Annotated in this window: 18 protein-coding genes and 1 tRNA gene; 6 read left to right on the top strand and 13 right to left on the bottom strand. The window is 40.4% G+C overall.

Annotated elements, in window-relative coordinates; genetic code table 11:
* Nucleotides 1-6: 6 nt before the first annotated feature.
* The 8 genes from VXK47_RS00685 to VXK47_RS00650 are packed head-to-tail and all read right to left on the bottom strand — an operon-like array spanning nt 7 to nt 8188.
* On the bottom strand, nt 7-777 hold the full coding sequence (locus VXK47_RS00685; protein WP_435546850.1) for an SH3 domain-containing protein: 771 nt from the start codon (nt 775-777) through the stop codon (nt 7-9).
* A complete protein-coding gene (locus VXK47_RS00680) occupies nt 774-2537 on the bottom strand; it encodes a BatD family protein (RefSeq protein ID WP_435546849.1) in 1764 nt (587 codons plus the stop codon). The genes VXK47_RS00685 and VXK47_RS00680 overlap by 4 nt, the downstream gene beginning before the upstream one ends.
* Nucleotides 2538-3398 carry a tetratricopeptide repeat protein gene (locus tag VXK47_RS00675; protein ID WP_435546848.1) on the bottom strand — a complete coding sequence of 287 codons (861 nt, stop codon included), beginning with the start codon at nt 3396-3398 and terminating at the stop codon, nt 2538-2540.
* Nucleotides 3395-4393 carry a VWA domain-containing protein gene (locus VXK47_RS00670; protein ID WP_435546847.1) on the bottom strand — a complete coding sequence of 333 codons (999 nt, stop codon included), beginning with the start codon at nt 4391-4393 and terminating at the stop codon, nt 3395-3397. Before VXK47_RS00670 ends, VXK47_RS00675 begins: the two co-directional genes overlap by 4 nt.
* Complete coding sequence (locus tag VXK47_RS00665) at nt 4390-5385, bottom strand: vWA domain-containing protein (protein ID WP_435546846.1); 996 nt, start codon at nt 5383-5385, stop codon at nt 4390-4392. Before VXK47_RS00665 ends, VXK47_RS00670 begins: the two co-directional genes overlap by 4 nt.
* Nucleotides 5382-6332, bottom strand: a complete 951-nt coding sequence (locus VXK47_RS00660; RefSeq protein ID WP_435546845.1) for a hypothetical protein — start codon at nt 6330-6332, stop codon at nt 5382-5384. The genes VXK47_RS00665 and VXK47_RS00660 overlap by 4 nt, the downstream gene beginning before the upstream one ends.
* The gene (locus VXK47_RS00655; protein ID WP_435546844.1) at nt 6329-7204 is read right to left on the bottom strand and encodes a DUF58 domain-containing protein; all 876 of its coding nucleotides are present in this window, start codon (nt 7202-7204) and stop codon (nt 6329-6331) included. The genes VXK47_RS00660 and VXK47_RS00655 overlap by 4 nt, the downstream gene beginning before the upstream one ends.
* A 3-nt stretch (nt 7205-7207) precedes the next feature.
* Nucleotides 7208-8188 carry an AAA family ATPase gene (locus VXK47_RS00650; RefSeq protein ID WP_435546843.1) on the bottom strand — a complete coding sequence of 327 codons (981 nt, stop codon included), beginning with the start codon at nt 8186-8188 and terminating at the stop codon, nt 7208-7210.
* A 605-nt stretch (nt 8189-8793) separates the two neighbouring features.
* Here VXK47_RS00650 and recD2 point away from each other — a divergent pair.
* Nucleotides 8794-10995: an SF1B family DNA helicase RecD2 gene (recD2, locus tag VXK47_RS00645; RefSeq protein ID WP_435546842.1), complete on the top strand. Its 2202-nt coding sequence runs from the start codon at nt 8794-8796 to the stop codon at nt 10993-10995.
* Between the two features lie 86 nt (nt 10996-11081).
* Here recD2 and VXK47_RS00640 read toward each other — a convergent pair whose 3' ends face one another.
* Both VXK47_RS00640 and VXK47_RS00635 read right to left on the bottom strand, forming a co-directional pair.
* Nucleotides 11082-11795 carry an N-acyl homoserine lactonase family protein gene (locus VXK47_RS00640; RefSeq protein ID WP_435546841.1) on the bottom strand — a complete coding sequence of 238 codons (714 nt, stop codon included), beginning with the start codon at nt 11793-11795 and terminating at the stop codon, nt 11082-11084.
* A 43-nt stretch (nt 11796-11838) separates the two neighbouring features.
* Complete coding sequence (locus VXK47_RS00635) at nt 11839-12561, bottom strand: pyridoxine 5'-phosphate synthase (protein ID WP_435546840.1); 723 nt, start codon at nt 12559-12561, stop codon at nt 11839-11841.
* Nucleotides 12562-12792: 231 nt separating this feature from the next.
* On the opposite strand from VXK47_RS00635, the gene VXK47_RS00630 reads away from it, so the two are divergent.
* The 5 genes from VXK47_RS00630 (at nt 12793) to VXK47_RS00610 (ending at nt 16049) form a co-directional block, all read left to right on the top strand.
* Nucleotides 12793-12939 (top strand): hypothetical protein, encoded by a 147-nt coding sequence (locus VXK47_RS00630; protein WP_435546839.1) that lies wholly within the window; start codon nt 12793-12795, stop codon nt 12937-12939.
* A 416-nt stretch (nt 12940-13355) separates the two neighbouring features.
* Nucleotides 13356-13673, top strand: a complete 318-nt coding sequence (locus VXK47_RS00625) for a hypothetical protein (RefSeq protein WP_435546838.1) — start codon at nt 13356-13358, stop codon at nt 13671-13673.
* 27 nt (nt 13674-13700) lie between these two features.
* Complete coding sequence (locus VXK47_RS00620; protein WP_435546837.1) at nt 13701-14411, top strand: TerC family protein; 711 nt, start codon at nt 13701-13703, stop codon at nt 14409-14411.
* A gap of 112 nt (nt 14412-14523) precedes the next feature.
* Complete coding sequence (gene mtgA / locus VXK47_RS00615; RefSeq protein WP_435546836.1) at nt 14524-15207, top strand: monofunctional biosynthetic peptidoglycan transglycosylase; 684 nt, start codon at nt 14524-14526, stop codon at nt 15205-15207.
* 230 nt (nt 15208-15437) lie between these two features.
* The gene (locus VXK47_RS00610) at nt 15438-16049 is read left to right on the top strand and encodes a DUF502 domain-containing protein (RefSeq protein ID WP_435546835.1); all 612 of its coding nucleotides are present in this window, start codon (nt 15438-15440) and stop codon (nt 16047-16049) included.
* A gap of 92 nt (nt 16050-16141) precedes the next feature.
* Here the strand turns inward: VXK47_RS00610 and VXK47_RS00605 are convergent.
* The 3 genes from VXK47_RS00605 to VXK47_RS00595 form a co-directional block, all read right to left on the bottom strand.
* Nucleotides 16142-16215: transfer RNA gene (locus VXK47_RS00605), tRNA-Gln, on the bottom strand.
* A 157-nt stretch (nt 16216-16372) separates the two neighbouring features.
* Nucleotides 16373-17779, bottom strand: a complete 1407-nt coding sequence (gltX, locus tag VXK47_RS00600) for a glutamate--tRNA ligase (RefSeq protein WP_435546834.1) — start codon at nt 17777-17779, stop codon at nt 16373-16375.
* Nucleotides 17780-18081: 302 nt separating this feature from the next.
* Nucleotides 18082-19635, bottom strand: a complete 1554-nt coding sequence (locus VXK47_RS00595; RefSeq protein WP_435546833.1) for a sigma-54 interaction domain-containing protein — start codon at nt 19633-19635, stop codon at nt 18082-18084.
* Nucleotides 19636-20109: the final 474 nt, after the last annotated feature.

The raw sequence follows: 20109 nt of genomic DNA, 5'->3' as shown, positions 1-20109 counted from the left end.
TTTACCTTATTTGTTCTCTACTACGTTCTCCAGCGCCCCGTCCTTTATCCATCCTCTCTTTTTATCCGGCAGGCTGATAAGAGACCATCCTTCTTCTGATCTTTCATGGTGCACGACCGTACCTTCATGGAGTTTAAACAGGACTGTATCTTTGGCATCCGGTCCTGCGAGGATGTTTGTCTCTTTTTCCAGTATAACCGCTCTGTCGTCCGTACTTAAAATATACCATTTTAGGCCTGAAGAAGCGCCTGTTATCATCCATAAGATAAAAAGAATCATTGATGCATAATATGTCCATTCCGTTTTTTTAAATAGCCTGACAAAAAGGATTCCCCAGAAAAAGAGGTTTAATACGGCAAAACAGTACAACAACTCATTGAAATTAAAAGAACCTATCCAGAAGAAAGCCATTTCCCAAAAACTCAGGGGCTCTTCTATAGCGTCCTGAATCCGGTCTCGGGTATATTTCAGGTTAAAATTCAAATCCGGATCCCTTGGGATCAGGATACGGGCACGCTCATAGTTTAAAATTGCATATCCGGGCTTATCCAGGCGAAAATAAGCATTTCCAAGATTATAATACATATTCCCGTTTTTATATCCGGCTTTTATTAATTGCGTATAACTATCTGCCGCTTCCTGAAAACGATCCTGTCTGTAAGCTGTGTTGGCTTTAAAAAATGTTTCTTCATATCCGCTTGTTTGGGCAAGCCCGGCAGAAATCAGCATAAATAACGATATAAAGGCTATAATAGCTACATACCCAAAAGTTCTCACCGGAGCTCCTTTTCAACCTCTTTTATAATCTCTATGATCTTTTCTGCTAAACTGCATATTTCATTTCCCTTACCCGTATAAACCGCACCTTCCAGTTCCAGAATAATATCTCTGAATCTATCTGATGTTTCAGCGCTGACGCCTTTTGATTTTAACAGGTTATCAGCCTCATAAGCAGTAAGTGACCCAAGATCAAGTCCGAACCGGTTATTCAGGTAGTTTCTTAATTCGGATATCATATCGCCTGAACAAATTTTTCCATTTCTGCATTGCCGGATGATAATCCCGGCTGCTTTTTTAATTCTAACCGCAGCCATGGCTTTTTCTGATTTTATGCCATATTTTAATCCAAGAAATGTTAATAAATATATTAAAAAAGGTGCGATCAGCAGCAAAACCGGCATCAGATTTCTGCTTTGAAGGGAGGAACCATTGGTCAGATCCTTTATGGAATCATGCACCGGCAGTATATCATATCCGATTTCTTTAACTTCTTTTTTTACAACATTATTGGTTTGTTTGGCCTCAGGTGCAACAGCAGAAGGGTTTAACGCCTCCTTTACTCCGGGCAGAACGTAAATATGAAATGGGCTGGTTTCTATAGTGCGGTATTGCTGTTTTTGTGTATCAAAGAAATTAACGGTTAATGAGGCTATTTCATATTGCCCTTCTTTCTCCGGTACCAGAGCCCATTTCATGGTTTTTGAGCCTTTCACGCCGCCTGAATCCACAGATTCTTCAAATACCGGCTGATCGGCATAAATCTTTATATCTTGTTGCACCGGCCCTTTTAAATCCGGTATCATTTTAACATTTCCGTGTCCTTCAATAACTACTGTAAGGGTGGCGGATTCACCCTTTTTTATCTTCGCCGGTTCAAGACTTGCTTTCATATCGAATTTTCCGACCATACCGGTAAAATCGGAAGGCCTTTCTTTTTTTGGAAGAGGCAATACATTTAATTCAAGCGGTTCGCTGATCACGCTCTTTGGACTAACTGCAGCCGCCGGGAAAAATGGATCATCAAATATGCCAAAGCCTGATCCGCGAGACTGCATAACGCCGAGATTCATCCTCGCAGGTTTGATTCCGTATGTTCCCTCTGCAGAAGGGATTAATACATACCGGGCTTCTAAAACCTGATAAGATTTGCCGTTATAAACGCTTTGATATTCGGAAGGTTTATCTATCTGTTTAAAGGTAAGATTTTTTGCTTCCGGGAGTGAAAGAGAAACATCTTTTACGCTTACCTGGTAATATAATTTTAAAGTGTAAACAGCCTGTTCTTCGATATAGATCTTTTTTGATGAAAGAGCAGCGCTTAGAAAAATATTCCCCCGGTCAATACCCGAAGACCGGCTTGGCTTTTTAATAGTTAAACTTTCCGTATTGCTTGTTATAGTTTTTCCATCAATAGTCAGCCGGGCGGGTCCGATCTTATATATTCCTTCCTCTTTAGGCTGAATCATATAATTATATTCCACAGCCGAGCTGAACTTTGTGTTAATCACTTCGACACGGCTTGAGGATCCTTGCCGGACAACATCAAATGGATCAAGACCGTTAACTTCAGGCCATGAATCTGTTGAACGGACGCCGGATATCTTGACAACCATCCTTATATTGTCAGTAACGGTCGCCTCATTTCTGTCAAGACTTAAGGCAATTGAAAGATTATCGCCGGCAAAACATGGGATGTTCATCCCTGTTAGCAAATACATTATAATAAGCAATATAAATATGTTGCTTACTTTTCTCATTTACCAGTCCTTTCCTGAACGCACGCCTTCTTTGCTATTATCTGAAGAATTGAAATCCATCAATTTCGAACGGTCTTCCCTTACGCTGCCAAGCAATGCCTCCGCCTTTTTTTTATCAGGCATCGACTTGGTTTCCGGCGCCATATTTTCTTTCTGCTGCGGCATCTGCTGCAAAGGATCCGGTTCTCCCGAAAGGTCTTTAGATCCTTGATGTTCATCATTTTTTCCGGTATTTTGTTCTTTTTTCTTATCACTTCCGGCCTGATTTGGTTTTTCAGATTCACTCTTATTGTTTTTATTTTCCTTATTATCCTGAGACTGTTTATCGGAAGCTTTTCGATTCTTATTATCATCTTTTTTATTTTCCCCGGACTTGCCGGGCTTATCTTCTTTTTTCTGTGAATCCTGTTGAGACTCGTTTTTCCGATCTTGATCCTTTTTCTTTTGTTTATCAAGTTCCAGCAAAGAAAGCTCCAGATTGTATCCGGCATCTTCGCTGTTCGGATTGCAAATAATAGCCTGCTTGTAATACGATGCAGCCGACTCAAAATCTTTCTGCTTAAAGGCAGTGTTTCCAAGATTATACAAAGCTTTGTACCTTAATTCTTTATCATCAGTTCTTTTTAACACACTGGAAAACGCTGCATCAGCGGCTTTATAATCGGAATTTTGATATGCAGCGCAGCCTCTGTTGTAACGATAGCGAATATCCTTTGGGTGATTCATATCCGCTTCTGTATACGCCTTCTGTGCCCGGGCAAAATTTCCCTGCCTGTACAGAGTATCAGGATCATCCGCTGCTTTGACAATGTTTGCCGATAATAAAGTAATAATTATTGCTGATAAAAAATACCGGTTCAATTTTTTATCTTCTCCCTTTCAATTATTAATACTTCAAGAATTAAAAGCAAAAACGCCACAGGCAGAAAAAAACTGAAACGTTCTTCATAGACTTTTATCTTACCGCTTTTTAAGGTTCTTGCTGTTGTAAGTGATTTAATTCCATCGAAATAAATAAGATCAAGATCTCCTGTAACCGAACGCGTATAGCGCCCGCCTGTTGCAGAAGCAATTTTTTCAAGAGACTCTTCATCCATTTTCGACATTATAACATTGCCATTCCTATCTTTCCTGAATCCTCCTTTTCCGTCAGTAGCAGGGATAGGCCCGCCTGATGGGTCCCCCATACCGAATACAAATATTTTCACACCTTTTTCTTTAGCCTTTTGTGCCGCAATCAAACCTTTTCCCTCATTATCTTCGCCATCTGTTATCAGCATGATTACTTTGTCGGTTACAGACTTAAAGTCAAAAGACGATATGCCCGCCTCTATAGCAGCTCCCAGATCCGTTCCCGCCACCGGGATCAACTCCGGTTTGAGTTCATCCAGAAACATTTGAATAGCCCCATAATCCAGCGTAAGCGGGCACTGTACAAAGGCAACTCCTGAAAAGGCAATCAGGCCGATACGGTCTCCCTGTACTACATTCAGAAAATCCAGCACTTCACGTCTTGCCCTTTCAAGCCGGTTGGGTTTGATATCTTCCACCATCATGCTGGGCGAAACATCCACCAGCACCATTATATCAACGCCTTTTTGAGTTATATCCTGGTAATGGCTGCCCCAGCGTGGTCCTGCCAGCGCAAAAAGCATTATGCCAAGGGCACATATCAGAAAAGCTGTTTTGACAAATATTTTCCCTTTATTCATATTTCCGGCAAGCCGAACCAGCAGTTCAGGATCGGCAACAAGATCAAGAGCCTTTTTCTTCTGTCTGTAGCCAAAAACGAGCAGCAGACCTAATAAAGGCAGAAGCCATAAAAAATGCAGTACCCAAAGATGTGCAAATGTCATGGTATGATCCTTAAAACCGTTGTTTTTAAAATTAATTCCAATAACAGAAGAACTATTGCTGTAATCAGAAAATAATAATACAGTTCCTTGAAATTGAAAAATTCCTTAACTTTAACCTCTGTCTTTTCAGCTTTATTTATAATTTCATATATATTGGCAAGTTCTTTGCTGTCTGTTGCCCTGAAATATTTCCCTTTCCCTATTGCTGCAATTTCCTTTAATGTTTTCTCATCAAGGTCAACGCTCTGATTTACTATACGCGGGCCGAAAAATGTATTGACCTTAAACGGAGCAGGACCTGTTCCTCCTACACCTATCGTATAGATTTTTATGCCCAAAGCTGCTGCTGCACCAGCGGCTTCCTCAGGTGTGATATCACCCGTATTGCTTCTGCCGTCTGTTAATATGATCATAATTTTTGACTTTGCCTTAAGATCCTTCAGCCTTTTTCCGGCAACGGCAATTGCGTTGCCTATCGCTGTGCTGTCTCCGGCCATGCCGATTTCCATTTTATCCACAAGGCTAAGAAGCAACCCCTTATCCATAGTTAAAGGCGACTGGGTAAACGCCTCCTGTCCGAATACAACAAGGCCTATCCTGTCCGTTTCTCTTTCTTTTATAAAATCGGCTACTACCTTCTTAACCACTGTCAGTCGGGTTACCGGTTTTCCGTCAAGTTCGAAATCCAAAGCCTGCATGGAGCCTGATGTATCAAGACAAAGCATGATATCAACACCGGAAGAACGGATATCTCTTGAAATATTATATAGTTGAGGCCTTGCTGCTGCTATTACCAGAAAAATAAGACAAAGAGCCCTGAGAATTATAGGAACTCTTGCCAACATTCGGCTGCTGTTTTCGGCTATTTTGGATAAACGGGATGTGTATGAGTATGTGATGTGTTGAGTTTTTCTTTTAAACACAAAAAAAAGCAATGCCGGAACCGCCAAAAGCAGAAAGAAAAACGCCGGGTATTCAAATCTGAACATCATTTGCCGGTTTCTCCGCTGTTTTCTTTAACATCTTTTTTCTCATAGACAGGTGCTGTTTCATCAATATATTTTAGTGCCGCCGTTACTTCTTCTTTTTTATGTGCAACCGTGGGCATATCATCTGCGAATTTGACAAGATCCGAATGCCGCAGCAGAGAAAGAATTTGTCTGTCTTTTTCATTATCAATATGAGAAGAGATCTCCTCGGTTGTGTATTCGAGTGCCGGAAATCCCCTGATGTTTTCAAGGTATCTTTTTATTATTTCTGAAAACCCGAAATAAAATTTTTTGACTTCCCCATTTTCAAAAAGACCGCTGGCATCAAGTTTCTCTATGGCCTTTTTTGCCCGGATATGCGGCGGATCGGCATATTCCAGCAATAATTTTTTTCGCTTGTGTTTCATGTACCCGCGGAACAAAAAGAACCCGGCTATAATTGCAACAATTACAGCACATACCCACGGCCAGTATTTCAAAAACAAGGATTTTGTGGGTATGATTCCCTGTATGGAACGAAGTTGTGCTTTTTCCGGTTTGTCTCCGAGACCGGATAATACTTTAATCGAAATTGGGGCGGTTGTTAAAGTCTGTCCTGTTTTCTGCTTATCAAGATAAGACAGAGAAAGTTCTCCTGTTTTCAATAAACCGGGCTGCCCGGCAAACAAGCTTAAAGTGATTTTCCCGGGATGTATTTGCTGATCGGCAATCGTAAAAGCTTCAAGCCCTTTTATCACCGGCGGGCTGGGTATGGTTGCCCCTTGAGGAAGATTAAAGGACAGAGTCAGCTTAACAATGTGCCCGGTTTTCACTGTGTCTTTGTTCAGTGAAGCTGTAAGGCCGGCTGCTCTGTCTTTCGTATTATCCTGTGGAAAAGAAAGTGCAGGAAAAATCAGTGCCGATAATACCAGAAGCAGTATGAAACGGATTCCAATGCCCGGCTTTTTCACAACCTTTTTCTCCTCCGGTCAAACAGACGCATTAAAGGTTCAACTATTTGTCCATCTGTTGAAAGCTCCGCCAGATCAATTCCGGATCTTCCTGCAATTTCGGATATATATTTTTTCTGCCTTGCCTGTTCTGCGGAAAATTTTTCTTTAAATTCTTTTTTCCCTGTATTTACCAGCAGCACTTGCCCGGTTTCGGGATCACAAAATGAGGCAAAACCCATGTCCGGTAGCTTTTCTTCGGCCGGATCGGAAATCCGGATAATTGTCAAATCATGCTTTTTAGCTGTCAGTTTTAATGATTTCTCAAAACCATCGTCCATACAATCCGATATCAAAAAGACAACGGCATGACGTCTGACTGCTTTATTAAGATATGTTAAAGCATTGTCTATATCGGTATTAAGATCCTGCGGTTCATAACTGAATATTTCTTTGATCAGATGCCATACATGAGATACGCCCTTTTTGGGAGGGATGTATTTTTCCACTTTTGAGCTAAAGAGTATGGCGCCTACTTTATCATTTGTCCTGATAGCAAGAAAAGCTATCATTCCGGCTGCTTCTGCCAGCAACTCTCTTTTGAATTTCTTTCTGGTGCCAAAAAGGTGGGAGCCGGAGAGATCCAGCAAAAGTATTACGGTTAGCTCTCTTTCTTCATGAAAAACTTTTACGAATGGGTGACCGAAACGGGCCGATACATTCCAGTCGATACTTCGCACATCATCGCCTGGCTGGTATTCTCTGACTTCGGCAAACTCAATGCCATGGCCTTTGAATGCACTTTCATACTGACCGGCAAAAAGGTCGCTTGCCATTTTGCCGGTTTTAAAATGAAGTTTCTGTATTTTTTTGAAAAGTTCTTCCGAAAGCATTTGTCATGGCACCTCTATCCGCTCAAGGAGTACTTTGATCAAATCGTCGCTGGTCTTACCCTCGGCCTCAGCCTCATAGCTTAATATGATCCGGTGCCGGAGAACATCAAAAGCCATGGATTTAACATCCTGTGGAGTTACATAGCCTCTTCCCATAAGAAAGGCTTGAGCCCGTGCCGCCCTGCTAAGCCATATAGATGCCCTGGGAGATGCTCCGTAATGTATCATTGGGCCGATATCCAGCCCAAACTCTTCAGGATTACGGGTGGCCCTTGATATATTTACGATATAGTCCGTTATCTTTTCTTCCATATGTATTAGACGGATAATATTTGCAGCCGATTCAACCTCCCGTATTTCTGCAACTCCTTTCACGTTTTCTCCGGCCATATCATTTACCCGTTCTATTATCTTCTTCTCTTCTGCTGCCGAAGGATAATCCACCTTTATTTTCAGCATAAACCGATCTATCTGAGCCTCGGGTAGAGGATATGTTCCTTCATGTTCAATCGGATTTTGTGTGGCAAGTACAAGAAATGGCCTTTCAAGCATAAAAGTACTTTCACCGATCGTAACCTGGCGCTCCTGCATGGCCTCTAAAAGGGCGCTCTGAACTTTAGCAGGTGCCCGGTTAATTTCGTCAGCCAGTATAATATTATGAAATATTGGTCCTTTCTTGATCTCAAAAGAACCGCTGTTTGGCCGGTATATCTGGGTCCCAAGGATATCGGCAGGCAAAAGATCCGGAGTAAACTGTATCCTTTGAAAAGAAGTTTTAATTGCAGCGGCAAGTGTTTTAACAGCAGTTGTTTTAGCCAGCCCGGGAAGTCCTTCCAGAAGAAGATGGCCCTCGCAGAGCAATCCTACAAGTATCTTTTCTATCAGGTTCTTCTGACCCACTATTACTTTTTCTATTTCGGCCATAATCTTCCGAAATACCAGGCTTTTTTTCTCAACTTCCAGGGTGATCTCCTGTATATCCATCAATCCTCCTTGTTCATTTAAAACAGTTTCATAAACAGCCGAAAAACATCTTTAAATCAAAACTATGCAATCCCAATTCCAATGGGGCCTCTTTAAGCAAATATGAAATTTTCCACTAATCGAAAACCGTAAAAAGAACTTTATAAAAAACCCGACAGATAAATATTAATGCAATTATGTCTTTTTTTCAATCACTTGTTTTTAAGATTTTTATTAGTGAGCCACTTTCAAAACGTTTCAGTTTGGTCAAGGTCAAGGCGGGTGAAAATTTTAACCACAGGAATACATTTAGTATTTCGAGGATAGCGCTATGCTTCACTGCGTGCTAAATTTGAGCCCAACGCAAAAGATCGGCCTAAATGGGACGTTTTGAAACTGGCTGTAGTGTGTATTTCTATGTTGACCGTTCGTAATACCCGCTTATTGCTTTGGTTGACCTTACACTTTTCTACGATTTCAAATAACTCATCATGATTCCGCCCTTGTTTTTGGATAATGTTATATGCTAACGATATAAATCGTTAACAGGATTCACAAACAGGGTGCTTTCACCCATTATTTTCTTTCATTACAAAACAATAAATGATTGGATAAAAAAACAATAAATGATAGCCAACGATCATCATTTAACAACCATTGAAGGTTATCTTCAAAATATTACATATTTTAATGAAGAAACTCATTACACAATTGCTAAAATCAGAGCGCATGGCATAGAAAGCCCGGTAACGGTTGTTGGCTTTATGGCGGCTGTAAGCCCGGGTGAATCACTTAAAATCTCCGGCAACTGGGAAACCCATCCCAGGTACGGAGAGCAACTTAAAATAAGAACCTTTGAAGTAACTCTTCCTGCAACAGCTGAAGGAATTAAAAAATATTTAGGATCAGGAATTATCAAAGGAATCGGCCCTTTGGCAGCCTCAAGGCTGGTTGATAGTTTTGGTTCTTTAACCCTTGAAATTATAGAAAAAAACCCTGAAAGGCTGCTTGAGGTAGCCGGAATCGGAAAAGCAAAAGCAGCAGCAATAACCGATGCATGGCAAAGCCACCATCTGGTAAGAAGTCTTATGAATTTCTTGCAGGATGCGGGAGTCAGAACTTCATATTGCGGCAAAATCATAAAACTTTATGGTGAAGACTCAGTAAATATTTTAAGTGACAACCCTTACTGTATTGTAAAAGATATTCCCGGAGCCGGTTTTTATATAGCGGATGCAATTGCAAGAAAGCTTGGTTTTGCCCAGGACAAACCGGAAAGAATAAGAGCATGTATACTTTATTTGCTGGAACAGGGTGCAAACGATGGGCATGTATTTTTATATGGAAATAAAATCATTGAAAAATGCAGGGATACCTTTGGAATAGGTTACGATTATGTAATAGATGAATTATATTATCTGTACGAATCAGGGGATATTTTTATCGAAAAGAATTCCGGGCATTTTGAAACGGATGCAGTATATCTTAAAGAATTATACCTTGCTGAAAAAGGCATTGCAGACCGGCTCATAGCTTATCAGTCAATTCCCCTTTCTCCTTTTTCTCTGGATACGGATGAAATTATTCAAAAGATCCAGAAAAAACTTGCGATAAAACTTTCACAGGAACAGCTTGATGTTATCAGAGGAGTATTTTCACATCGCATAGCTATCATAACCGGAGGGCCGGGAACCGGCAAAACCACTCTTGTAAGATCAGTTGCCGCAATTTTTGATTCTTTCGGTAAAAAAATCGAGCTTGCCGCCCCAACAGGAAGAGCCGCAAGGCGTCTTACCGAAATTACCGGAAGATATGCCCAGACTATTCACAGGCTTCTTGGATATAATGCAATCGACGGTTATTTTGACAAAGATCAGGATAATCCCATCGAAGCTGATGCTGTAATAATAGATGAAGCATCAATGGTAGATACTCTTTTAATGTACAGTCTGATCAAGGCTGTTCCGGCAAGTTCTTCCATTATATTTGTAGGTGATATTTTTCAGCTTCCTTCGGTGGGCCCCGGAAATATTCTTTCCGATCTTATAGACTCCAACAAGATACCTGTTTTTTATTTAAGCAAAATATTCAGGCAGGAGGACGAAAGCCCTATCATAATTAATGCCCACAGAGTCAGACAGGGAGAATCCCCGGTGTTTAAGGAGCCGGTTGATCCTGGTGGCATTTCGGAATTTTATTTTATTGAACAGAATAAAGCTGAACGTATAGCGCCGCTCATACTTGAATTGTGCAAAAAAGTCATCCCGCGGTTTTGCGCCTGTGATCCGGTAGAAGATATTCAGGTTCTGACACCAATGCATAAAGGAGTTGCCGGAACCATATATTTAAACCAGATGCTGCAAAAATCATTAAATCCTGATCCTGTATTTATAGAAGCAGCAGGAAGCAGGTTTAAACAAGGCGATAAGGTGATGCATCTTAAAAACAACTATCAGAAAGAAGTTTTCAACGGAGATATAGGATTTGTCGTTTCAATAGATGAAAAAATGAAAGAACTTCTTGTAAATTACTATGACAGGACAGTTGAATACAGTTTTGACGAACTGGATGAGCTATCACCCGCATATGCCATATCCGTTCATAAATCCCAGGGCTCGGAATATCCGGTAGTAATTATTCCGCTTGTTACCGAACACTATATGCTTCTTCAAAGAAATCTTCTTTATACTGCAATAACAAGAGGAAGCAGGATAGTAATACTGATCGGTTCAAGAAGGGCTCTGGATATCGCCCTGAAAAACGATAAACCCCGCGAACGGCTTTCGGGGCTAAAGAACAGGCTGAGTGGAAGACAGCTCATAAGCTGATAAGTTCATAAGCTCATGAGGTTGAAGACGGAAATCAACTTAATCCGGGTTCGACGTTATCCATTTGAATGCAGCCTGGTATATACTTATGGGATTTGTTTTTGTCTTCCTATCGAAATATCGTGAAGGGGTATTAAAATATCAGCCAGACTTTTTATTTTCTGTGCAGAATCGTATGCTTTGATGGCATCTATATGTACGCCGGGGCATATTGCAGGCCCTTTTTCTGGAAAATTTTTTTCATTGCAGCAAAAGCCTGTAATAACTGCTTTGCCCTTTGAAGTGTTTATGGCTACAGACTGACCGCCAGCACTATGGCCCGGAGAAAATATTAATTCTATTCCGTCTTCAATTTTTACATCCCCTTCCACTTCAACAACATTTACACCATCAAGCACATCCGGATAATATCTGTGATCTATGGGATGAGGGTTTTTGAAAAATTCCATTTCGGCTTTTTGTACATAAACTGCTGCATTATTGCATTTGTAATCATTTTCGCAGTGATCATTATGAAGATGGGTATGAATTATTATATCAATGCCTTCAGGTTTAAGGTTAAAAAGCTCAAGGGCATCTTCAAACTCATACACCTTGAATCCGCACTTTTTTTCAGTTTCTTCCGAAACAACAAACTGTTCCAGACCAGTATCTACCAGAATATTTTTATCTCCCCCTTTTATATAAAACATATAAACGGGTAGAAGTATCCTTTTGCCATAGTCGCGCTGATAGGTCATAATGCCCTGGTCTGTTTCGTTTACACCCACTGCAACCGGATATATTGTATATTCTTTCATAATAAAAACTTCCCTGACCCTGAATCAGAAAAATATCTTGTCTCTACAAATCTTTTATAAGAGCTATCATATCCTTTACAGCTCTTTCCATGCCAACCATAACTGCTCTTGCAATAATGCTGTGACCGATGCTGAATTCGCTGATTTCGGCAATTCCTTTGAAAGCTTTTATGCTTTGATAACATAAGCCATGGCCTGCGTTTACAGTCATTTTCAATTTATTGGCAAGCATTGCGCAACTGCGTATATCTGAAAGCACCTTTTCCTGTTGTTTCTTTGTTTTAGCCTCAACGAAAGAGCCTGTGTGAATTTCGACCATGGCGGCGTTGATTTTATGCGCCAGTTTTATCTGTTCCGGTTCCGGGTCGATGAAAATGCTGACCGGAATGCCGGCATTTTGCAGAGTTGCTACAGATTCGGAAACGGCATTAGCATTGACTAAAAGATTTAGTCCTCCTTCCGTAGTTAATTCACTTCGTTTTTCAGGAACAAGCGTAACCACATCAGGTTTTATGCCAAGGGCGATTTCCACCATTTCTGAAGTTGCGGCCATTTCCAGAATAAGTTTTGTCTGAATTATGTTTCTTAATATCTTTACATCATTATCCTGTATATGACGCCTGTCTTCCCTGAGATGAACTACAATCCCGTCAGCACCGGCAAGTTCTGCCAGAACCGCTGCATAAACAGGGTCAGGATAACTAACATTTTCTCTTGCTCTTCTTAGTGTGGCTACATGATCTACGTTTACGGCAAGTCCTGCCATTTGAAACCCTCCGATTTTATAACTTATGAATCCGGTTTACAGGTAATTCTCATCCGGTTGAATATTTTTTTTAAAACAAATTATTTGAATTAAGGTAATGGCTTGTAAAGTTTATCATTTTATGATATGGAATTTTAATAAACTAAAAGCAAGCTGTAAGGCAAGATAAAACTATTGCTAACAAAACTATTTTTGTTCAGCAACATAATATTTTTAGAAGGAAAGCAGGTTATGTCATTAAAGCATCCTGAATGCCCACTATATAATCCATTAAATTGTAAAGAATATTACAACCCAAAGCTATGTGCTTTTGTAAGAAAAGACAGAGTATGTCTTAAAAAGAAAAAACCGAAATTAAAGAAGCCCGAAAAAGAATAAAGCTTTTGCAGGCAGCACACTCGGAAAAACTCTTTACGTACAAATAAAAAGTCATTTTTGTTTTATTTCTGAGGTATCAAAAGTATTTATTTTATAGCATTTTGATTTATCCGGATTTGATGTTGGTATGGCCGTTAGCTTCAAAATTTTCTTTCCGGTATTGTTTCCTTTTGTCTCGATCGTATTTTCTGATCATGATCATTTCGGAAATTTTAGAAATCCCGCAAAATTTATATTTTATTATCAGCAAAGGTTTAGTTTGAACTTTGCCATATGTCTTCATTGACTTTTTTGAAAGCCGGCTTTAAATATTGCAACAAGCAGCGTTAGTTAAAGATTGACATACAATATTGATTACAGTTATGGAATACCGATTAAGACAAGAAGGAAATAATGTTACTAAAACGGAGGATAGTATGCTAAAATATTTAAAAAAAATAACCATCATATTAATAAGTTTCTGCCTGCTGGCTGCACCGGCAATATCTTTTGCTGAATCCGGAGACAAGCCGGAAGCTAAGCTGAAAGGCCCAAACGCTATTCAGTTTACAGCGGATCTTTTTATAGTAAGACCTATTGGTATTGTGCTGGTTCCTGTCGGAGCGGTGTTTTTTGCAGTTGCATATCCGTTTACGCTGATAGATGACAGCACCAATAAAGCTTATGAAGCTTTTCTTGGTGAAAACATCAGATATACTTTCCAAAGACCATTAGGTGAAGATTTGCCGATATAATATCAATAATTAAACAAGAGACAACATATGTCATGGCTTTTTGAACCAGGTATCTGGATTGCACTGATAACCCTTACGCTGCTTGAAATTGTTCTTGGTGTAGATAATATAATTTTTATTGCTATCCTTGCAGGAAAACTACCGGCAAACCAACAGGGCAAAGCCCGTATCGCAGGTCTTGGGCTTGCCATGATTACGCGCATAGCGCTCCTTTTTTCCCTGACTCTAATAATGCGTCTTACAAAACCGCTTTTCACGGTTATAAATAACGAGATTTCGGGAAGGGATATAATTCTTATTGCCGGAGGGCTGTTTCTGCTGGGAAAAAGCACTTTTGAAATCCATGATAAGCTTGAGGGAGAAGAACATAATTCTGCAACGGCCCGAAAAACCACATTTTTAAGTGTAGTAATCCAGATAATGTTTCTTGATATTATTTTTTCCCTTGATTCCGTAATCACAGCAATAGGGCTTGCAAACAGGATTGAGATAATGATTATTGCTATTGTTCTTGCCGTAATATTCATGATGATTTTTGCAGCTCCTTTAAGTTCATTTGTAGATAATCACCCCACAATAAAAATTCTTGCATTGAGTTTTCTTCTTCTTATCGGCATGGCGCTTGTTGGTGAAGGATTTGATATGCATATACCCAAAGGATATATCTATTTTGCTATGGGTTTTTCCGTATTTGTAGAAATGCTGAATCTGAAAGTACATAAAAAACATCAAATATGATAGCTTCTTAATAAGCTCCCAAACTGTCATGCCGGACTTTATCCGGCATCCGGAACTCATTTAGATTACTGCTTTCCGCCCTCTTGTTTTTTGGATAAATACGATACCTGAGATGGTTATTTTAAAAAAGTTTATTTTATTAACTCTTGTTGCGACAATAGTTTCTGTTGTTCTGCTGCGATGGGTTCCGCCTCTGACATCTGCTTTTATGATCCAAAAAAATATTGCCTCCATCCTGTCAGGTTCCGGAAAGTACAAAACACGTTATAAATGGATTCCGTTGAATAAGATTTCCGGATATGCGGCTATAGCGGTTATTGCATCTGAAGACCAGATGTTTCCGGAACATTTCGGCTTTGACATTGGCTCCATTTCTGATGCAATGGAGAAGCACTCAAGAGGTAAGCGTTTGCGGGGTGCAAGCACAATATCTCAGCAGGTTGCTAAAAATCTATTTTTATGGCCGGGCCGAAGCCTTATCAGAAAAGGGTTTGAGGCATATTTTACGGTACTCATTGAAATAATTTGGCCGAAAAAGAGAATTATAGAAGTTTATCTTAATATAGCTGAATTTGGAAACGGTATATTCGGAGTAGGAGCAGCAAGTGAGATTTTTTTCAAAAAGCCACCTTCAAAGCTCAGTATTTCAGATGCGGCTCTTCTTGCGGCGGTTCTTCCCAATCCCAAACTTCTCCACGCAAACAGACCCACAAGATATTTGAACGCGCGCAAGAATTGGATCATTGGACAGATTTTCCAGCTGGGAGGGCCGGATTATTTTAAAACTAAACAATAGAGCCAATTGCAGAACTTCCAAGTCTTTCATTCCCCCGACGTTTCTGGGCGGGAATCCGGATTGTAACAGCTTGAAATCATGGGTGCCGCCAGGATCATTCGGGCAGGACAAAACGTTTTACAATTACCTCAATAAAAAAAATATAATTGTGGGAAAACCTGCTATGTTTTATAATATGGACAGGAAATCGTAATAAAAGAAGTTAAACTTAAAACAAGAAAGAATCTGATATGGAAAGATTTAAATCCTTTTTTAAAACATCTCTTATCGGCGGCATTACGGTTATTCTTCCGATATTTATATTTGTTATTGTAATGAAATGGCTGTTTGGCTGGGTAACAGATATAATCCGGCCTGTTACAAGCCTTGTGATAATTCAATCTCATATCAGCAAATATATTGCCGATGCGCTTGTACTTGCCTTTATCGTAATTGGTTGTTTTATCATAGGAATTATTGTAAAAACCAAAATAGGACTATATATACACACAAATCTTGAAAAACGCATCCTCAAGATTGCGCCCGGATATTCCATCATTAAAGAAACCGTAATGCAGTTTATCGGAAAACAGTTTCCCTTCTCAAAAGTGGTTCTTGTAAGAATTTATGAGAACGACACACTGTTAACAGGTTTTATAACCGATATTCATCCGGATGGAATATATACTGTCTTTGTTCCTACAGCTCCTAACCCTACATCAGGATATATTTATCACCTAAAAAGCGAATATGTACAACATGTTGATATTTCAGTGGAAGAGGCCATGAGATCCATAATTACCTGTGGCGTGGGTTCGAAAAAAATTGTAAGCTCGTATTTGAAAAAAATTTCGGAAAAATAAAAACGACTGAAGATTTTTCTTAAAAGGGTCCAAAAGGGAAATTATGCCGGAGGTCTTAAAAATGCCTTTAAAAGTATGCAGTAAAACCTGAGTGGCTGGGGGACCAGGATTCGAACCTGGGTTAACGGGGCCAGAACCCGTCGTCCTGCCGCTAGACCATCCCCCATTTAGTTTCAAACAAAAACATTAAATAAAAAAACAGACCGGGAAAATATTAATAAATATATTTTCCCCTCATCTGAATCATGGCGTTTTGAAGGTGCTAATACTATTTAATGAAAAATCTATAGTCAAGATAATTCTTCCCGACAATCCCGATAAAATCAGCTTTTTTTATCACCGATAAATGATGCCGCCATTTTTAACCTGTTTATGGATTTTTCTTTTCCAAGAACATTCAGTATTTCAAAGACTCCGGGGCTGATTGTTTTTCCGGTTAAAGCCACGCGAACCGGCTGAGCGATTTTTCCAAGCTTGAGTCCGGTTTGCTCCATAATCTTAACAAAAACATTTTCAATGCTTTTTTCATCAAACGATTCAAGCGCCTCAAACAAAGCAATAAGGGTATTTAATATTTCAACAGAATCGGCTGTCAGAAATTTTGAGGCCGCATCCTCCTGGTATGAAATTGTATCCTGAAAATAAAATGCTGCATTTTCAGCCATTTCTTTTAATGTTTTGCTTCTGGCGTTAAGCGTTTTGATAACTCCTTCTATAAACGGCCCTTCTCTGAATTCAAAGCCAAGTTTATTTAAAAAAGGAGCAAGATGTTTAGTGATTTTATCCGGATCAGACAGTTTTATATGATCGGCATTTAAAGCAAGGAGTTTGTTTATATCAAAAACCCCTGCCGATCTTCCAATATTTTCCAGCGAAAATTTTTCTATAAGTTCATCTCTTGTAAAAAATTCCTGGTCACCGTATGACCAGCCAAGCCTCACAATATAATTAATAAAAGCATCAGGCAGATATCCCATATCCTTATATTCAGTTACGGACATAGCCCCATGTCTTTTGCTCAGGCGGGTTTTATCGCTTCCCAACACCATTGGAACATGTCCGAAAACCGGCAGGGAATGTCCGAGGGCATTATAAATGATTATCTGCTTGGGCGTGTTGTTGACATGATCATCGCCCCTGATGATTGTGTTGATGGACATAGTAATGTCATCCACAACTACAGCAAGATTATATGTAGGTGTGCCGTCGCTTCTGCAGATAATAAAATCGTCGAGTTCTGTATTGTTGAAAACGATATTGTTTTTTATTACATCACGAACAACAGTAGTTCCGTCAAGTGGAGCTTTTATGCGAACAACGGCATTATCGGTTTTTTTCAGCTCTTTATTCCTGCATGTGCCGTCATACTTGGGCTTTTTCCCGCTTGCCATGGCAGTTGCCCGCATTTCTTCAAGTTTTTCCTGTGAGCATGTGCAATAGTAAGCATTTCCGGAATCAATAAGTTTATCAATATATTCAAGATAGATATCAAACCGTTTTGATTGAAAATACGGACCTTCATCCCAGTCGATTCCAAGCCATTCCAAAGCTTCAAATATTGCATCAACGGAAGCCTGGGTTGAGCGCCGGGTATCGGTGTCTTCTATTCTGAGCACAAAGCGCCCTTTCATATGACGTGCATAAAGCCAGTTAAACAATGCGGTTCTGGCGCCGCCCACATGAAGATAACCTGTGGGACTTGGCGGAAAGCGTGTGATAACGGTATCCATATTTACATTTTTCTCCAATAAAAAATAAGTTTTTCCTGCAAGACAAGGGCCTGATAACACGGATGTCCGCTAAGCACAAGTAAACAAAAAATTATATATAGCATTTGTCATAATATTCCGATTGCCTGGTTGTAGTTAAGTATGGGCATGACAAAACGTTTTGTGATTAGCTCCAAAGTTAAACCTTTACCGATTAAACTTCTGATGCATAATTACTGTCGGAATCTCCGGTGGGATCAGGACCAAATCCTTGTCCAAAACTTTTGCAGAAAATAATCATCCGTGCGATAGTTGCCTATAATTCAAATATTTCCTTTCCTGCCAAAGGGAATGCCGAGCTTGCGCATTTTTGTCCGGAGAGTTGAAGGATTTATTTTCAGAAGCTTTGCCGCACCCTTTTCCCCGCCCACACGGCCGCCGGCCATCTTCAGGGCATTTACAATCGTTTGTGAGGTCATTTGCTCCAGGCTGAGGGTTTTTGCTTCGTCGGTTACGGGAATCATGGCCGCTGTATTGGGGACGATATCGACAAGATCGTTGAAGACCAGCGGTTGTTCCCTGCCGAGAATAAGGGCGCGTTCGATGGCGTTCTGGAGTTCCCTCACATTGCCGGGCCAGTTATAATGCATAAGTTTTTCGAGAGAGCCGGGAGCAAGGGTGGGAATTTCCACAAAACCCATTTCCCGGGCCTTCTTCATCATGAAATATTGAACCAGGGCCGGAATATCGGCCCGCCGGTCACGAAGCGGAGGTATCATAATTGGAAAAACCTTGAGGCGGAAATAAAGATCTTCGCGGAACTTGCCCTCCGCCATCATGGTCTCCAGATTGCGGTGTGTAGCTGCGATAACGCGAATATCAACCTTGATAGTCTCTGTTCCGCCAACCCGTTCGATCTCCTTTTCCTGGATTACCCGCAAGAGCTTGATTTGTGCTCCCGGTGTTAACTCGCCGATCTCATCGAGAAAGATCGTTCCGCCCTGGGCCCGCTCGAAGCGGCCGCGTTTCTGAAAAAATGCTCCTGTAAATGCACCCTTCTCATGGCCGAAAAGTTCGCTGTCCATAAGTGATTCCGGGATAGCCCCGCAATTTACCTTAATAAAGGGACCGTTTCTGCGCAGCGACAAATTATGAATGGCCGTGGCGATGACCTCTTTTCCACTTCCCGTTTCCCCCAGCAAAAGAACAGGGCTGGCCAGAGGCGCCACCTGGCCGGCCATTTCCATGACCTGCTTTAAGCCAAAATGAGCGCCAACAATCTCTTCCCCTGTCTGCTGCCGCAGCTCTTCCTGCAAGTACCGGTTGTCATCTGCAAGTATCTCTTTAAGCCGCAGAACCTCCCGGTAACGCAAATAATTGCTTAGTGCGATAGCAAAGGGCTCATTTAAAAGCGAAAACAGTCTTATGTGTTTTTCGGAATACTTCTTGCCCCCATTATTGCCGACAAAAATGCCGGCGATAAAATCCCATTCCAGCTTTGGCCCGATCACCATAAAAGTGGCATCAGGATAGCCAACATTTGCCGATATATATTCCATAATAGGATGATCGCCAATTCGGTTGGTCACCAATACCTTCGGTCTCATCTGAGGATTTACTTTCATTTCCTCAATTATATGTTTCATATCCGGCGGGGTGACGCTTTTGATGGATGTGAGTTCCCCTCCGTTTAAATCCGCCTTTGCAATGATTTCTGCAACCCCTGGTACCGGATCGTAAACAGCTATGAGCATAATATCTGACGGAATATGATCACGGATGTACATAAAACAATCCCACAGTGCTTTCTCGATCTCCAGACTGCTGCAGATCCTTAGCGTTGCCTCCCGGAAAAAATAATTTTCATCTATCCGCATGAGCATCTCCTGTTGTAAAGGTTCAAGGTTAAAGGTTTTTTTAACCTCAAAACTTTGAACTATGAACCGTGAACCTCAAAACTTTGAACTGTGAACCGTTGAACTTTTTAGCCTGTAAATGATTACGTTATTCCACACTTAAACAAATTAAATGTGGAATGCAACATAAAAAAGTGTTTCATGCCGTATCTTTTATCCCTCATATTTGTTTAACTATCTGTATATACAGATATAAATATTTTGGCACGATTTAAGCTAAGCTAAGGTAAAGAAAAGCTTTTTCCTCTTTGCCGTTCTCCGATCACGGTCGGGGGAAGGCCTTTGGTTCGTAGCTAGTGTTTGACCGACAAATGGTAATCGATTGAATTTGAAGATAAATATTGAATAAAAGTAAAACGAAGATTTTTCAGAAAGATGCATTTTATACTTGCATTCCTGACTCATTAATGGTAGTTATTTACTTGAATTAACAGC

It is taken from the genome of Desulfobacterium sp. N47, assembly GCF_051233685.1.
GTDB lineage: Bacteria > Desulfobacterota > Desulfobacteria > Desulfobacterales > RPRI01 > RPRI01.
This window is presented reverse-complemented; position numbering and strand designations above follow the sequence as displayed.

Coding starts and splice junctions, on each gene's coding strand:
- VXK47_RS00680 (WP_435546849.1), bottom strand. CDS start 2,537: ATGAGAAAAGTAAGCAACATATTTATATTGCTTATTATAATGTATTTG.
- VXK47_RS00670 (WP_435546847.1), bottom strand. CDS start 4,393: ATGACATTTGCACATCTTTGGGTACTGCATTTTTTATGGCTTCTGCCT.
- VXK47_RS00665 (WP_435546846.1), bottom strand. CDS start 5,385: ATGATGTTCAGATTTGAATACCCGGCGTTTTTCTTTCTGCTTTTGGCG.
- VXK47_RS00655 (WP_435546844.1), bottom strand. CDS start 7,204: ATGCTTTCGGAAGAACTTTTCAAAAAAATACAGAAACTTCATTTTAAA.
- VXK47_RS00650 (WP_435546843.1), bottom strand. CDS start 8,188: ATGGATATACAGGAGATCACCCTGGAAGTTGAGAAAAAAAGCCTGGTA.
- recD2 (WP_435546842.1), top strand. CDS start 8,794: ATGATAGCCAACGATCATCATTTAACAACCATTGAAGGTTATCTTCAA.
- VXK47_RS00640 (WP_435546841.1), bottom strand. CDS start 11,795: ATGAAAGAATATACAATATATCCGGTTGCAGTGGGTGTAAACGAAACA.
- VXK47_RS00635 (WP_435546840.1), bottom strand. CDS start 12,561: ATGGCAGGACTTGCCGTAAACGTAGATCATGTAGCCACACTAAGAAGA.
- VXK47_RS00630 (WP_435546839.1), top strand. CDS start 12,793: ATGTCATTAAAGCATCCTGAATGCCCACTATATAATCCATTAAATTGT.
- VXK47_RS00625 (WP_435546838.1), top strand. CDS start 13,356: ATGCTAAAATATTTAAAAAAAATAACCATCATATTAATAAGTTTCTGC.
- VXK47_RS00620 (WP_435546837.1), top strand. CDS start 13,701: ATGTCATGGCTTTTTGAACCAGGTATCTGGATTGCACTGATAACCCTT.
- mtgA (WP_435546836.1), top strand. CDS start 14,524: ATGGTTATTTTAAAAAAGTTTATTTTATTAACTCTTGTTGCGACAATA.
- VXK47_RS00610 (WP_435546835.1), top strand. CDS start 15,438: ATGGAAAGATTTAAATCCTTTTTTAAAACATCTCTTATCGGCGGCATT.
- gltX (WP_435546834.1), bottom strand. CDS start 17,779: ATGGATACCGTTATCACACGCTTTCCGCCAAGTCCCACAGGTTATCTT.
- VXK47_RS00595 (WP_435546833.1), bottom strand. CDS start 19,635: ATGCGGATAGATGAAAATTATTTTTTCCGGGAGGCAACGCTAAGGATC.